The sequence below is a fragment of the Acinetobacter sp. TG2027 genome, assembly GCF_000302435.1.
GTDB lineage: Bacteria > Pseudomonadota > Gammaproteobacteria > Pseudomonadales > Moraxellaceae > Acinetobacter > Acinetobacter pittii.
The window spans coordinates 38,969-53,575 of sequence record NZ_AMJN01000014.1; the positions used below are offsets into that span (position 1 = coordinate 38,969).

Below are 14,607 nucleotides of genomic sequence, written 5' to 3' on the forward strand. Positions count from 1 at the left end.
TGAGCAGCATATGGCTATTTCAAAAATTTCCACTTATCTCATGCCCAAAAGAGAGAGTTATCCAAATAATAAAACAGACTGGCAATTAGATCCTTCTCGAGCAGTTTTATTAATTCATGATATGCAACGTTACTTTTTAAATTTTTACGATGCTGAAAGTGAATTAATTAAAACGGTTGTAAATCATTTAGTTCAACTAAGAACTTGGGCACATCAGAACAATGTTCCTGTTGTCTATACAGCACAGCCTTATGAACAGCCAGCGGCAGATCGTGCATTACTGAATGCTATGTGGGGGCCGGGTTTGCCAGCCTCAACAATCGATCAGCAAAAAATTATTGATCAACTTTCTCCTGCTGAACATGACATTGTCTTAACGAAATGGCGTTATAGCGCGTTTAAACGTTCGGATTTGCTTGAAAAAATGCAAAACTGGAATCGTGATCAGCTCATTATTGGCGGTGTCTATGCTCATATCGGTTGTATGGTTACGGCAATTGAAGCCTTTATGAGCGACATACAACCCTTTCTTGTTGGGGATGCAATTGCCGATTTTTCAGAAGAAGAACACCGCTTAGCTTTGAAATATGTATCTTCACGTTGTGGTCAAGTCGTGGATACTGAATCTGTAGTGGGGCAGGTGGCAACAGGCATTACACGACCCTGGTTAGAGCAAAAGGTCCAGCAACTGATTGAAGAAGAAGAATTAGATCCAGAAGAAAACCTGATTCTTTATGGATTGGACTCATTACGAATCATGCAGTTTTCTTCGGAACTCAAAGCACAGGGAATCAATATTAGTTTTGAAGAATTAGGACGCACACCCACTTTATCAAATTGGTGGTCATTGGTTGATGCACGGCAAAGGATTGCAGGGTAGAGGGTTGCCATCATAAGGCATACGACAAATCCTGGTCGCTAAATTTATACATAAAATTTATATCTTTCATAGCGACTCCTTAGACGACTTGTAATCGTCATATTAACGGAGCAAAAAATGATTTTATCGCCTGCTGATCAAGAGAAAATAGAGACTTTCTGGAATTACTGTTTAAAACATCAATACTTCAATATTGGGTATCCTGAATCTGCAGATTTTGATTATTCAGCTTTATTCCGTTTTTTCAAATTCTCTATTAATAATTGTGGTGATTGGAAAGACTATAGCAATTACGCATTGAATTCTTTTGATTTTGAAAAAGATGTGATGGCGTATTTTGCTGAAATTTTTCAAATTCCCTTTGAAGAAAGCTGGGGATACGTAACTAATGGTGGTACAGAAGGTAATATGTTTGGCTGCTATCTGGCGCGTGAGCTATTTCCTGATTCCACATTATATTACTCAAAAGATACGCACTATTCGGTTGGAAAAATCGCCAAATTATTGCAGATGAAATCTTGCATGGTTGAATCATTAGATAATGGTGAAATCGACTATGATGATTTAATCCATAAAATAAAAACCAATAAAGAAAGTCACCCCATTATTTTTGCAAATATTGGCACGACCATGACTGGCGCAATTGATGATATTGAAATGATTCAAGAGCGCTTAGCGCAAATCGGAATCATACGCCGAGATTATTATATTCATGCCGACGCTGCCTTAAGTGGCATGATTTTACCTTTTGTTGATTATCCTCAAGCGTTTTCCTTTGCTCATGGCATCGACTCGATTTGTGTGTCTGGCCATAAAATGATTGGCTCACCAATTCCGTGTGGCATTGTTGTGGCCAAGCGCCAAAATGTAGAGCGTATATCGGTAGATGTGGACTATATCTCTACACGTGATCAAACCATTAGTGGTTCTCGCAATGGCCATACTGTCTTGTTGATGTGGGCGGCAATACGTAGCCAAACCAATTTACAAAGACGGCAGAGAATTCAACATTGTCTAAAAATGGCCCAGTACGCAGTTGATCGCTTTCAAGCAGTGGGCATTCCTGCTTGGCGGAATCCAAATTCAATCACTGTGGTATTTCCGTGTCCTTCAGAGCACATCTGGAAAAAGCATTATCTGGCAACCTCGGGAAATATGGCTCATTTAATTACTACGGCACATCACCGAGATACACGTCAGATTGATAGCTTAATTGACGACGTTATTTTTGATTTACAAGGTGCCTCTAAACGTACAGTTGGTTTTTAGTCATATCAACCAAAATGATTTAGACAAATCCATATTAATTTTTACAGTCTAGAAAATGATCTAAAAATATTTTGATAGGGTGGTTAGGAAGTTTTTTGATGCAATTAAAGTTTTTAAAAAAATACTTTTTATATGATTTTCTTATTCATGCTTTTTTAAAGCCGAAAATGACAATTCTTGCTGGTCAATTGAAGCGAGATTTTATTTTAAGTACCGCTTTTTCTATGAATATAAAGAGAGATAAGCATGTCTGATTTAAAGTTATCTCATCTGATGACAGACTCTTCCTTGGCACCTGCACTCAAGCCAGCATTTCCTAAATTATTTGCAGGAACACTTGCTGCCGTATTTTCTGGTTTAGCCATTTTAACAGCCCTGTGGGGCATGATTCAGTTGATTGGTTATTTATCTTCTTATTGGGTGATCTTTTCAGCGGTTTTTTGGATAGTCGGGGCGGCATTGGCAGCACTGGCTTCATGGTTAGTGCATGATGCAGAGGCTGGATTTTCGGCACGATTACGTCGTCAAATTGCTCATCATTTAATTCGGTTACCTAACACAACCCTATCAAAACAGGGTGACCAAAACTTAAAACGACTGGTTTCAGACGATATCGCAACCTTACATCATATGGTAGCGCATTTACCGTCGGAAATTGCGATTTTCGCTGTAATCCCTTTAGTTTCTATTGCTTTATTAGTTGTGTTGGTTGGCCCGATGGCACTTTGGGTATTATTACCTGGGGCAGTTGCTTCACTCTATTATTTAATTATTGTTCCCCATGTATCAAAACGGGATGGCGCTGCACGTATGCAGGTCATGTTAGATATTATTGGTTCTGCTGATGATTATGCGCGCGGCATTCGTGATAATCGAATATATGGGCAACAATCAGGCGCTTTAACAGCCTATACTCAATCAGCACAAAATTTCACTCAAAATATGGTGTCTTGGGTGAGTAAAGTCGCAACACTCGCTGCTGTTGCCACTGCATTACTACAAGCTGTTGCAACCTTTGCCATAGCCTATTTTGTAGCTTATCAATACGACAGCATGACCTTGGCTGCAACACTTTTCTTTAGCTTGGCCATCGTGACACCTTCACTACGTTTAGGGCATGGTCTTGATTATGTCGCTGCTGGGCGAGCTGCAGCTAGTCGTTTATCTGCATTCTTAAAAGAGCCAGTACTCTCATCGGGCAATCTACAACAGATTGAGCAAGATGTAACACTTGAAATAGTTAATGCAAGCTTTGCAATCGAAAATCAAAAAGTATTGGATCGATTAAGTTATTCATTTCCAAAAAATTCAATTACTGCAATTACAGGGCCAAGTGGAGTTGGCAAAACAACCTTACTGCGAGCCCTTGCTGGGTTCGCCGTATTGCAAGAAGGTGTCGTTCAATTAGCAAAAACAGATATTTTGCAATTACATGAAAAACTAAGACATGAAAAGGTTTTGTTTATTCCACAAGGTGGAGATGTATTACCGACCACAGTAAGAGAAAACTTGTCCTTATCTGCCATTAATGCAAATGATGAACAACTTGAGCAGGCATTACTCAAGGCCCAACTAAAAGTAGATTTAAATGCAGATGCAACTTTACTTTCAGGTGGTGAAAAACAGCGCATAGGAATAGCGCGTGCGTTTTTATCCTCAGCTCCTATTATTTTATTAGACGAGCCAACGAGCGCACTCGACCAGACCAATGCGACAAAAATAATATTGGAATTAAGCCACTTAGCTAAAAACCAGAATAAAACCATCGTCATGGTCACTCATGATCTTGTCTTAGCTGCTCATGCCGACAACAGGTTAGTGCTTAAAGGCCCAACTGACTCAGGGAAATCTTTATGAATACTCCTGCTAAATTAAATAAAGATCAGATTTTTTCGATGCTTCCTCGTGCAGCCAAGCAAAAATTAATTATTGTTGGTATCGGATGGATCATTGTTGCCGCAATTGAAGCAATCGCATATACCGTATTGGCATTTGCAATTGTCAATCAATGGTCTCCAAGTTGGGTTCTCATCAGTGCAATTGCAGCAATATTAGTGACAGTTATAGTCACTCGTGCTGGCTTCCTTACTGGTGTGCGTTTAGCAGGAGACCTATTTGCTGAGTTAGGCAAATCTTTAGCTCGTGCCAAGCTCTCTTGGTTTACCAATGAACAGCGTGCTCAGATTAAGACAATTGCTGGACAGGGAGTTCCTGGGTTTATGAGTATCCCTGCTCATCAATTGCAAACCTTTTTACATGCGCCTTTTATGCCTTTATTTCTAACAACAGGAATAGGCCTGCTTGCTGGAGCAGGCGTAGCATTTGTCGCTTTAGGCTTACTTTTACTCTCTTTATTTGCTCAATTCCTAGCACAACGTGCACTCATGCATATTGATAAAAAACGTAATACTGCCGATTTAGCTGCTTCACAAGCAACGTTGGAATTGGTTGATCATGTTGAGTTATTACGCACAGCCTCGGGACCAGAACGTGCGGTCCAAAGGCTAGAACATCGTTGGGAAGAGCAAGAAGAGACTTTAGTACGGATTAATCGTGCTGCTGCATTTGCAAGTTTTGTTGCAACCTTGGCAAGTGTTTTACCCATTGCAGGGATGGCAACATATCTGGTGATCGCTGGAGTCAATCATGCTGCTTTGGTATTGGCATTACTCGTCTTAATTGGACGTGCAGCAGCGCCGTTAGGTGAACTTGCTACCGCAGGGTTGCATATCAATGATTTGTTTGCTGCACTGCGCAACTTTAATCAGATCACGCATCCACCTGAGTTGCCTGAGCCATTACATCCTCAAATTCCTACTGGCCATCATATTTCGGTACAAGGCGTTAGCTATGCGCCAGCACTTGAAAATATGACTCTCGACATCGCATTGGGGAGCAGAGTATGGGTTACCGGACCAAGCGGTAGTGGTAAGAGCACTTTACTTGAATTGCTTACACGGTTTGATGATCCACAAAGAGGAAAAATTACCCTTGGTGGCATAGCTCTTAATCAAATGAAATATGAAAACTTAGTCTCGAATATTGCTTATGTCACACAAGAACCTATTTTGTTCACAGGAACACTGGCTGAAAATATCCGTTTAGGAAAACCTGATGCAACTGATGATGAAATAGAAAAGGCTGCAAGAGATGCCGCATTAGGCGCAATGATTGATCGCAGTTCAGAAGGAATTAACCAATCGGTTGGTAAACAAGGCACCGCATTGTCCGGTGGTGAACGTCAGCGGGTCGCAATTGCGCGAGCATTACTCAAAAAAGCGCCAATTTTAATACTGGATGAAGCAACCTCTGCTTTGGATGAAGAGACTGAGCAGGAAATCGTTACAACGATACGTGCCCTTTCTTCTACGGTTATTTTTGTCACACATCGTGATTCAGCTATTTGGCAACCGACTCAAACTATCAATTTAGCTTCAACTTCTGTTTAAAAAATAGCGCAGAAATCTGATTTAAGCATTTTTTATAAAAGAAAAATGCTTAATATTTGGAGAGTTCTTAAATGAATAAACCTCAATATAATATGTTCTGTTTACCGCCTGCGGGGAGTAGCGCAAGTATTTATCATCCATGGAAAAAGCAGGTCTCTGACAATATTCGTATTATTCCTATTGAATATTCGGGTCATGGTATAAAAATAAATGAACCATTAATTGATGATCCTGATCTATTGGCTATGCAAATTGCCAATGAAATACAAGCTTATTCAGACACACCGTTTATTTTATTTGGACATAGTGTAGGAGGTGGCTTGATTTGGAAAGTACTCAATTATTTGAATGGAAAGACCATAATTGATCAGTTGAGATTAATTGTTATAAGTAGCCGACCTGAGCATCACTATATTCAACATATGCGGTACAAGCATGAGTTAACTGATGAAAAAATTATTGATGAATTAAAACGATACAATAATTTTCCTGATGAAATTTTAAATAATCAGGATGCACTCACATTCTTTCTCAAAATCATTCGTAACGACTTCTATCTTAGTGATCAATTGCTTAGCGAGAACATACACAAAACTGAGGTTCCGATCGTTGCATTTTATGGCAAACAGGACCCTGATATTCCTAATAAGAGAATGATGGATGCATGGCAACAACACACAGAAAATTGGTTAGGAAGTATTGAGTTTGAAGGGGACCATTTCTACTTTCTCAATCCCGAGACCCGAGTAAAGATGCTTAAAAACATTGCTGCCATCGTTGAAACATTGACCGTGAATATTGAATAAAGTACAGGCTATGAATACGGAGAAGCAGTTAAGTAGAAGGGCTAACTCATGTCTGGATGAAATAAATATTCAATATGAAAAGCTAACAGCTTTCGGGCTAGATATACATAAAGTCCAGCTCAGTGAAATCAAAGAAATACCTCAGCTTGATCATATCTATCAGGAGCTGAATATATTTCTTCCACCGAATATAAAAAGCTCACGCTTCATTCGTCAATTAGAGTTCTTGACGGGGCGCTTAGCAGCCAAATATGCATTACAAAGCCTCAATTTACAAGATTCTATTGTTTATCAAGGTAAACATGGAGAACCCCTATGGCCCGAAGGAGTGATAGGTGGGATTAGCCATGTTGGATCAAAAAAATCATGTCATGCCATCGCATATGCTAGAAATAATACCCCTAGAGAAAAAATATTTGGAATCGATATAGAGTCTCAAAAACATCATATTTTTTTTCAAAAGAAAGATGAATTTTATGATGTTTTTCTAAATAAAAACGAACAAGCAGAAATTGAAAAGCTGCAAAAAAAACAAGCATATTTATATTTGGTAATATTCTCTGCTAAAGAAAGTATCATTAAAGCAATTTATTTAAAATATAAGCAAATTATTGATTTTAAAAATATAAATTTTAAACAACTAGATGGCGAGTTTCTTTATTTTTACCTTAGTCAAGAAAGTTCAATCGAGATAAATCTAGAGATTAAAGTTCAATTTTTTTATACAAATAACGAGATAATTACAATTTCTTGCATTGAAAACTAATTTTATTATTGATAATAATAATCATTTGCATTAATGTGTGTTTCAGTATTTTTATACTCCTATATTTAAAAAGAAGTACTACAGAATTTGCTTGAAAAAAATCAATGTGAGAGGTGATATACAGATGATGCAGACTCAAATATCAGTAGAGCAAAATTTAGATCATATCGGTCAAAAGAAATTTTCATGTTTCTCTACGAAAAATTATTATCTCGAAGTGAACGAATTCGTTAAAACGCTAAATACACCTGCAGCAAATACCGCACTATTTAATGATGAGATTGCAAAATGTTTTGAAGAAATTAAAAAGCAAGGCCATCAAAATCCAGTTTTAATTGGTGCTATACCTTTTGATATTACAAAGAAAAGTACCTTAAATTTTTATGCTGATCATAAAAAAATAACACAAGCATCTTCTACGATTAACTCATTAAAAAAACGTAATAACATTGAGGTAATTAATAAATCATTACTCATTCAACGCCAAAAATTTGAAGGTACAGTACAGTTAGCTTTAGATGCTTTTGAAAAAAAGAAGGTAGAAAAAGTTGTTCTTTCTCAGGCTGTTGAATATGAGTTTAACCATCATCAAGAGCCAGAAAATTTATTGGCTGCTTTATTAAAACAAAATCCAAATGCTTATAATTTTGTGATTCCAGTAGAACATAATAATTATATTCTAGGCGCAAGCCCAGAACTGCTTTTATCAAAACAAGGTCGTATTGTAACCAGTAATCCTTTGGCCGGTTCTAGGCCCAAATCACCGATTTCTGAAAAAAATTTCGTCAGCCAACAAGAATTAAATCATTCTGAGAAAGACCAACATGAACATCGAATTGTGGTTGAAAATATTATTAGAAATTTAGCTACTCATTGTGTAGAGCTTAAGGTTTCTGAATTCCCAGATATTTTAGAAACATCAACGATGTTGCATTTATCATCAGAATTCCAAGGTGTGCTTAAGCAACAAGCTCCGAATGCTTTAAATCTTGCATTAGAATTACATCCAACCCCAGCAGTCTGTGGCTCACCAACTCATGTTGCTAAGCAATTTATTTTAGATCATGAAGGTTATGACCGACATTATTACACGGGGTTAGTAGGCTGGATGGATGCCGAGGGTAATGGAGAATGGGTAGTGACGATTCGCTGTGGTCTACTCAGTGAAAATAAAATGCGCTTATATGCTGGTGCGGGGATTGTCGAAGGGTCAGATGCTGAAGCTGAATGGCTAGAAACAGAAGCTAAGATGCAAACCATGCTAAATATTCTAAATACAAAAATTGCTGTGTAATTATTAAATCTAGGCTGGTTTTATATTTATAGTCAAAACAATAACTAAATATTCCACTGAGATATATTAAAAATTTAATAAAAAAAGCCTGCATAAAGCAGGCTCTTTTATTTAAGAGGATTATTCTAAGAATTTAACAGTTACGCCTGAACGTACTTTATTACCTAAATCGTTAGCATCCCAGTTAGTTAAACGGATACAACCATGTGATGCAGTTTTAGAAATTAAAGACGGGTTTGGTGTACCGTGAATACCAAATGATTTTTTACTTAAACCGATCCAGATATTACCTACAGGAGCATTTGGACCTGGTGGTAAAGAAAGCGGTTTTAAGTTTTTACCTTGCACGAAGTTAGAAGGTGAGTAGCTATACCAAGGGTTACGTGCTACACCAACTACCTTGTAAGTACCGGTCGGAGAAGGCGTATCAGTACTGCCAATTGTTGCAGGAAATGACGCAATCATTTGGTTACGACTGTTGAAGAGGTACAGTTGTTTTGCACCTTTATGCGCAATAATCAAATGAATGTCTTCTGGTAAATCATTGCGTACGTTTGGAACAATGATTTTTTCACCCGCTTTTTTGAATGTCGCAGTTGGGTTAATTTTCTTTAAGAAAGCTTCATCAATGTGAAACTTCTCGCCCAACATTTCGCTAACACGAGTGTAGTACAAACCTTTCATTTTGGCCTGTAATGCGTAGTCAGAAGGAATCGACTCAGCATATGGGCCTTTTAAATCAGCATCAGAAATAGTGTATTCAATAAATGCTGGTTTTGTTTGTTTAGCAACTAATGCATCCCAAGTTTCTTTAGTCAGTTCACCAGTAGGTGATAAACCATTCATTTGTTGGAATGAAGAGATTGCTTTTAATGTGTTTTTACCGCTCATGCCATCAATCGCACCTGGCGATGCATGTGCATTATTGAGCATAACATGCGCACGTGCGTAAACTGGAAGCTGGCCTTTACCAATATTTTCAGACCATTCAGCCGAGTTTAAGCTATCTAAAGTCCATGACGCAGCAGGTACTTGTGCTGTAGCAGAGGCAGTTGTGGTTTTAGCTGCTACTGGTGTAGATGCAGCAATACCAGACTCGGCATTTGGGTCTTCAGTTTTTTGCAAATTTTGTAATGTTGTTGACGCTCGATTTAGGTCATTTTGTTCTTGAGCGGTAATTTGTGTCGAAGCTTGAGCTTTTACAGTTGAAGCTGCATCTACTGCTAAAGGATCAATCGGATCTTCTACAGGAGCTGATACCTTTTTAGGGTTCAGGGGTTGCTCAGTTGTTGAAGCAGCAAAAGCAACATTAGCAATAATACAACTTAAACTCATAGCGAGTAATGAGCGAACAAACATGTAATTCAACCTTAAGAATTTTCATATAAGCAATAGGGGCTTGATCTAATCTAAAAGTGCATAAAACTACCAATAACTCATCTCTATGAGTTCAAGATTGGCAATTTAGTGGTTAAAAGAATATCAATAGACCCGATGTAACATGTTGCAAGTATTGCAGAAAACCTTGCTGCTTGCAGTAGACTTTTGTGTAAATATGCATTTTTTAGTAGATTGACGAGTTTTTTGTGTGAAATTGAAATTATAAAAATCTTTATGTTTTTGATATGATGCTGCCACATAAAGAATATAGAGATTGGTAATGACGACTTTGAAAAATGATCGTTTCCTACGAGCTTTGTTACGCGAAACTGTAGATACCACACCGGTATGGATGATGCGTCAAGCAGGACGTTATTTGCCTGAATATCGTGAAACACGTTCAAAAGCAGGCGACTTTCTATCTCTATGTAAAAATACAGAATTTGCTTGCGAAGTGACTTTGCAGCCTTTACGCCGCTACGACTTAGATGCAGCGATTTTATTTTCAGATATTTTAACAATTCCTGATGCATTAGGTTTAGGGCTTTATTTTGAAACAGGAGAAGGTCCTAAGTTTCAAAAAACGGTACGTACTGAACAAGATGTGGCGAATTTACCCAAGTTAAATGCAAAATCAGACCTCGATTATGTAATGAATGCGGTAAGTACAATTCGCTCAGCTTTAGGTGGACAAGTTCCACTGATTGGTTTTTCTGGTAGTCCTTGGACGCTTGCGACTTATATGGTTGAAGGTGGTTCAAGTAAAGAGTTCCGTTTCACCAAGCAAATGATGTATGCGCAGCCAGAAGTTTTGCATGCCTTACTCGACCATTTAGCAGATTCAGTTATTGATTATTTAAATGCTCAAATTGATGCAGGTGCTCAGGCGATCCAGATTTTTGATAGCTGGGGCGGGGCATTGGCACACCGTGAATACGTCGAATTCTCTTTAAACTACATGAATAAAATCATTGCAGGTTTACAGCGTGAGAAAGACGGCCGACGTATTCCTGTTATTGTGTTCACCAAAGGTGGCGGTCAATGGTTAGAGCCAATGATTACGATTGGTGCAGATGCATTAGGTTTAGATTGGACTACTCCACTTAATACAGCTCGTAATATTGTGTCGGGACGTGTAGCGCTACAAGGTAATCTTGACCCTGCTGTTTTATATGGCTCTGCTGCTTCAATTGAAAAAGCAGTAAAAGCAATGTTAGACGATGCTTACGCAAACGGTGAAAAAACAGGTTACGTTGCTAACTTAGGCCACGGTATTACCCAGTGGGTAGACCCTGCGCAACCAAAAATCTTTGTAGATACAGTGCATGAGTATAGTGCTAAATATCTAGGATAGTTTTTGTGCGCCATCTGATTTTACCCATTCATTTTATCGGCAAGGCTGTTTCGGCAGCCTTGTTTGGTATTCTGCTTTTAATTGCTTTTGCTTTAACAGCGCCGATGGGAAGCCATGAATATATGGGTTTTTATCGCTATGATTATTTACTTATCTATGCAGTGCTGATTCAGATCTGTCTTTTATATTTAAAACTTGAATCATGGGCAGAAGCCAAAGTTATTGCTTTATTTCATGTCATGGCGATGGTCATGGAAATATTTTTAACGCATCCCGCGATTGCGTCATGGCAATATCCTCAGCCTGCGGTATTTAAAATTTTAACTGTGCCTTTATTTGCAGGCTTTATGTATTCGGCTGTAGGTAGTTTTTTTGCACGGTCAATTCGACTGTTTCAAGTTTCTTTTGAAAAACTCCCAAGTTTTGGAACGATGCTTTTACTGGCATTTTTCTCATATATAAACTTTATGAGTAAATTTTTTGTACCTGATATTCGCTATATTTTATTTGCGGTCAGTATTTTTATTTTTTGGAAAACCAAACTTTATTTTCAGTTAAATGAACATAAATTTAAAATCCCGATGTTGCCTGTATTGTTTACACTCGCTTTTCTCATCTGGATTGCTGAAAATATTAGTACCTTTTATAAAATCTGGCTCTATCCAAGTCAGGTAGATGCTTGGCATATGGTGGGTTGGGGTAAACTGGGGTCATGGTATTTATTATTACTCTTAAGTTTAGTACTGGTACTTAAAATATTGGGTCATCGAGATAATCAAGGTAACTGGAATTTAAGATAAATTTTTCTTTTGCACTTTTTATCATATTGTTTATTTTTTAATTGCTAATTCACAACCATCTCGCTATCTTTAATAGCGTGTAATAAAAATTACACATAACAATACAACACATAAGAAACAATCAATAATGATTTTGGAGATTTACATCTATGTTAAAAAAATTAGCTTTAGCTGCGTTATTAGCGGCTGGTTCAAGTGTTGCAATGGCTGACAACGACGTAGGTTGTGGTGTGGGTACACAAGTATGGGCTGGCAAAAAAGGAGTAGCGCCTAAAATTCTTGCTGCGACAACAAACGGTATTTTTACTAACCAATTACTAGGGATCACTTTCGGTACTTTAGGCTGCCGTCAAGGCGGAACAGTAACTGCGCAAGTGGTTACATTCACAAATGAAAATGCTGAAGCTTTAGCACGTGATATGGCAGTAGGCCAAGGTGAAAGCCTGAATGTACTTGCTGAGTTAATGCAAATTAAACCTCAAGACAAAGACCGTTTCTTTAAAGTTTCAAAAGCAAACTTTGGTGAAATCTATTCTGCAAATAACCAAAATACGCTTCAAGTTTTAGCATCATTACAAACTGTAATGGCTAAAGATGACGTTTTAAAAGCTTACGTATAAGTTTGAAACTGAAAACCCTGTCGTATGGCAGGGTTTTTCTTATATTTAATGATCAAAATTGATGAGCTTAATGAAGTCAGTTGTTTTAGTTTTTGCCTCTTTGGCAGTGAATATTGCGTATTCAGCAGATATAAATCCATCTATTCAAAAATATTGGTCAATCGCAGAACAACAAAATCTAGATCAAGACATTACATGGCAAAGACTCATGTATGCCAATAAAAATCAGAAAAGTGAGGTCACTTATTCTGGCTATTTCTTATCAGAAAATGGAAAAAATAACTTAAAAGAAGAACTGAAAGCGGATATCTCGGCATTATTTATGCCGGCTCAAGATAATCAGTCGATTCGTTGTAAGTTTCCGGCACGTAGTCAATGGCTCATGCAAAAAGTCGGCATTCAAGAAAATGAATTGCCTCAAGTAAAGTGTACCGAATTTGAAAACTGGATTGGGCAAATTAAGCCCTACAAAGCGACATTAATTTATGCGACCGATTTTATGGGCAATCCGAGCTCCATGTTTGGGCATACTTTATTGCGTTTAGACCCCAAAGATCAGCAGCAATTAAATTTAGTTTCCTATGCCGTAAATTATGCAGCAACGGTGGCAGGCAACGACAACTGGTCATATGCATGGAAAGGTTTAACAGGGCAGTATCCGGGTGAATATTCACTAATGCCTTATTACCGTAAAGTAAAAGAATATGGCGATTTTGAAAGCCGTGATTTATGGGAATATGAGCTAAATTTAACTCCTGAGGAAACACGTTTCTTGGTGTCTCACATTTGGGAAATGCAACATGTGAGTTTCCCTTATTACTTTGTGAGTGATAACTGTGCCTATCGATTGTTGGGATTAGTGGATTTAGTAAAACCTGAATCTAACTTACAAGAAAAATTTACTTATGCCTCCATTCCAATGGAAACCATTAAATCAATGCAGCAGGAGGGACTTACCAAAGCTCCTGTGTATCGACCTGCTTTAGAAACTCAATTATTGGCACAAGCTCATCAGCATGGTGCCTCATTGGCGAAGGTGGCTCATCAAATTACGATGATGTCGACACAGCAGTCTTCTCAGATTTTAAAATCATTTACTGAGCAGGATCAGGCTAAGATTTTAGAGATGGCTTACGATGATTTATACCTCCAATTTATTAGCCGAAAAATAGAAGAAAGCATTGCTCAGCCGCAGTTACGCCAGCTTTTAGCACTCAGAAGTCAGATTGATTTAGATAAGCAGCGTCAAGAACCAAAAAGACCAGCAAAGGAACCAACCCAAGGCCATAACGCGCGTAACTTTTCCGTGAAAGCTGGTGAGGTGCAAGGGGATAAGTTTATTGAACTTGGTCATCGGCAAGCCTACCATGACTTAATAGATCCTCAAGGCGGATATCGTGCAGGTACTCAATTACTCTTTTTAAATGGTAATGCGCAGTGGCGAGATGATCATTTAAAACTAGAACGTCTTGATTTGTTAGAAGTAAACTCTTATAACCCGATTCAACCTTTTAAAATACCGCTGAGTTGGGGATTTAATTTAGGTTGGCGTCAGGAAGCCATTCATGATGGACGTTTTAGTGAAGACAAACAACATGGCGTCGCAAGCTTTAATGCACAAGTTGGTTACAGTCTTGCAGATTATGAGCGAAAGCATATTTGCTATGGACAAGTACAAACTTATGTACAAACGGGTTCAAATCTAGATAAAGGGTGGCGTGTAGGGATGGGCCCAACTTTAGGATGTATGAACCAATGGTTTGAGCGCTTCAACTCTGTCGTGCAAATTGAGTTGCCCTATTGGGAAGATAAAAACCAATGGAATTTGAGAGTAAATACTCAGTGGCAATATGTGATTAATCGCAATAATGCCGTTAGTTTAAATTGGGATTATGAACAACAAAACCATCAGGACTGGATGAAATCAAGTCTAGGATATGTTTGGTTCTTTTAAAGAATAAGTGCATAAAAAAAGAGAAATGATATTAT

Annotated in this window: 12 protein-coding genes; 11 read left to right on the plus strand and 1 reads right to left on the minus strand. The window is 38.0% G+C overall.

From position 1 onward, the window contains the following. The first annotated feature begins 10 nt into the window (after window positions 1-10). From basF to basJ, 7 genes are all read left to right on the plus strand, one after another. Complete coding sequence (gene basF, locus B806_RS0104860; RefSeq protein ID WP_017386578.1) at window positions 11-880, plus strand: acinetobactin biosynthesis bifunctional isochorismatase/aryl carrier protein BasF; 870 nt, start codon at window positions 11-13, stop codon at window positions 878-880. 117 nt (window positions 881-997) lie between these two features. Next, window positions 998-2,149 carry an acinetobactin biosynthesis histidine decarboxylase BasG gene (gene basG, locus B806_RS0104865; protein ID WP_017386577.1) on the plus strand — a complete coding sequence of 384 codons (1,152 nt, stop codon included), beginning with the start codon at window positions 998-1,000 and terminating at the stop codon, window positions 2,147-2,149. A gap of 246 nt (window positions 2,150-2,395) precedes the next feature. Beyond that, window positions 2,396-4,006 carry an acinetobactin export ABC transporter permease/ATP-binding subunit BarA gene (gene barA / locus B806_RS0104875; protein WP_017386576.1) on the plus strand — a complete coding sequence of 537 codons (1,611 nt, stop codon included), beginning with the start codon at window positions 2,396-2,398 and terminating at the stop codon, window positions 4,004-4,006. After that, window positions 4,003-5,598 carry an acinetobactin export ABC transporter permease/ATP-binding subunit BarB gene (barB, locus tag B806_RS0104880; RefSeq protein WP_017386575.1) on the plus strand — a complete coding sequence of 532 codons (1,596 nt, stop codon included), beginning with the start codon at window positions 4,003-4,005 and terminating at the stop codon, window positions 5,596-5,598. The genes barA and barB overlap by 4 nt, the downstream gene beginning before the upstream one ends. Before the next feature lie 71 nt (window positions 5,599-5,669). Next, window positions 5,670-6,404 carry an acinetobactin biosynthesis thioesterase BasH gene (gene basH, locus B806_RS0104885; protein ID WP_017386574.1) on the plus strand — a complete coding sequence of 245 codons (735 nt, stop codon included), beginning with the start codon at window positions 5,670-5,672 and terminating at the stop codon, window positions 6,402-6,404. Window positions 6,405-6,414: 10 nt separating this feature from the next. Further along, complete coding sequence (locus B806_RS0104890) at window positions 6,415-7,170, plus strand: 4'-phosphopantetheinyl transferase superfamily protein (RefSeq protein ID WP_025466004.1); 756 nt, start codon at window positions 6,415-6,417, stop codon at window positions 7,168-7,170. A 124-nt stretch (window positions 7,171-7,294) separates the two neighbouring features. Then, the gene (gene basJ / locus B806_RS0104895; protein WP_017386572.1) at window positions 7,295-8,464 is read left to right on the plus strand and encodes an acinetobactin biosynthesis isochorismate synthase BasJ; all 1,170 of its coding nucleotides are present in this window, start codon (window positions 7,295-7,297) and stop codon (window positions 8,462-8,464) included. Window positions 8,465-8,584: 120 nt separating this feature from the next. Here the strand turns inward: basJ and B806_RS0104900 are convergent, their stop codons facing one another. After that, the gene (locus tag B806_RS0104900; RefSeq protein ID WP_002118952.1) at window positions 8,585-9,823 is read right to left on the minus strand and encodes a L,D-transpeptidase; all 1,239 of its coding nucleotides are present in this window, start codon (window positions 9,821-9,823) and stop codon (window positions 8,585-8,587) included. 301 nt (window positions 9,824-10,124) lie between these two features. Between B806_RS0104900 and hemE the strand changes: the two genes are divergently transcribed. From hemE to B806_RS0104920, 4 genes are all read left to right on the plus strand, one after another. Beyond that, complete coding sequence (hemE, locus tag B806_RS0104905; RefSeq protein ID WP_017386571.1) at window positions 10,125-11,198, plus strand: uroporphyrinogen decarboxylase; 1,074 nt, start codon at window positions 10,125-10,127, stop codon at window positions 11,196-11,198. Window positions 11,199-11,203: 5 nt separating this feature from the next. Continuing rightward, window positions 11,204-11,998, plus strand: a complete 795-nt coding sequence (locus B806_RS0104910; protein ID WP_017386570.1) for a DUF817 domain-containing protein — start codon at window positions 11,204-11,206, stop codon at window positions 11,996-11,998. Window positions 11,999-12,147: 149 nt separating this feature from the next. Then, on the plus strand, window positions 12,148-12,618 hold the full coding sequence (locus tag B806_RS0104915) for a DUF3015 family protein (RefSeq protein ID WP_003650547.1): 471 nt from the start codon (window positions 12,148-12,150) through the stop codon (window positions 12,616-12,618). A 61-nt stretch (window positions 12,619-12,679) separates the two neighbouring features. Beyond that, window positions 12,680-14,572, plus strand: coding sequence for a DUF4105 domain-containing protein (locus B806_RS0104920; RefSeq protein ID WP_017402704.1), 1,893 nt, complete (start codon window positions 12,680-12,682; stop codon window positions 14,570-14,572). The last annotated feature ends 35 nt before the right edge of the window (window positions 14,573-14,607 follow it).

Bases quoted from the DNA above. Each gene is read 5' to 3' on its own strand.
- hemE (WP_017386571.1), top strand. From the start codon at position 10,125: ATGACGACTTTGAAAAATGATCGTTTCCTACGAGCTTTGTTACGCGAA.
- basH (WP_017386574.1), top strand. From the start codon at position 5,670: ATGAATAAACCTCAATATAATATGTTCTGTTTACCGCCTGCGGGGAGT.
- basG (WP_017386577.1), top strand. From the start codon at position 998: ATGATTTTATCGCCTGCTGATCAAGAGAAAATAGAGACTTTCTGGAAT.
- B806_RS0104915 (WP_003650547.1), top strand. From the start codon at position 12,148: ATGTTAAAAAAATTAGCTTTAGCTGCGTTATTAGCGGCTGGTTCAAGT.
- basF (WP_017386578.1), top strand. From the start codon at position 11: ATGGCTATTTCAAAAATTTCCACTTATCTCATGCCCAAAAGAGAGAGT.
- barB (WP_017386575.1), top strand. From the start codon at position 4,003: ATGAATACTCCTGCTAAATTAAATAAAGATCAGATTTTTTCGATGCTT.
- basJ (WP_017386572.1), top strand. From the start codon at position 7,295: ATGATGCAGACTCAAATATCAGTAGAGCAAAATTTAGATCATATCGGT.
- barA (WP_017386576.1), top strand. From the start codon at position 2,396: ATGTCTGATTTAAAGTTATCTCATCTGATGACAGACTCTTCCTTGGCA.
- B806_RS0104900 (WP_002118952.1), bottom strand. From the start codon at position 9,823: ATGTTTGTTCGCTCATTACTCGCTATGAGTTTAAGTTGTATTATTGCT.
- B806_RS0104920 (WP_017402704.1), top strand. From the start codon at position 12,680: ATGAGCTTAATGAAGTCAGTTGTTTTAGTTTTTGCCTCTTTGGCAGTG.
- B806_RS0104890 (WP_025466004.1), top strand. From the start codon at position 6,415: ATGAATACGGAGAAGCAGTTAAGTAGAAGGGCTAACTCATGTCTGGAT.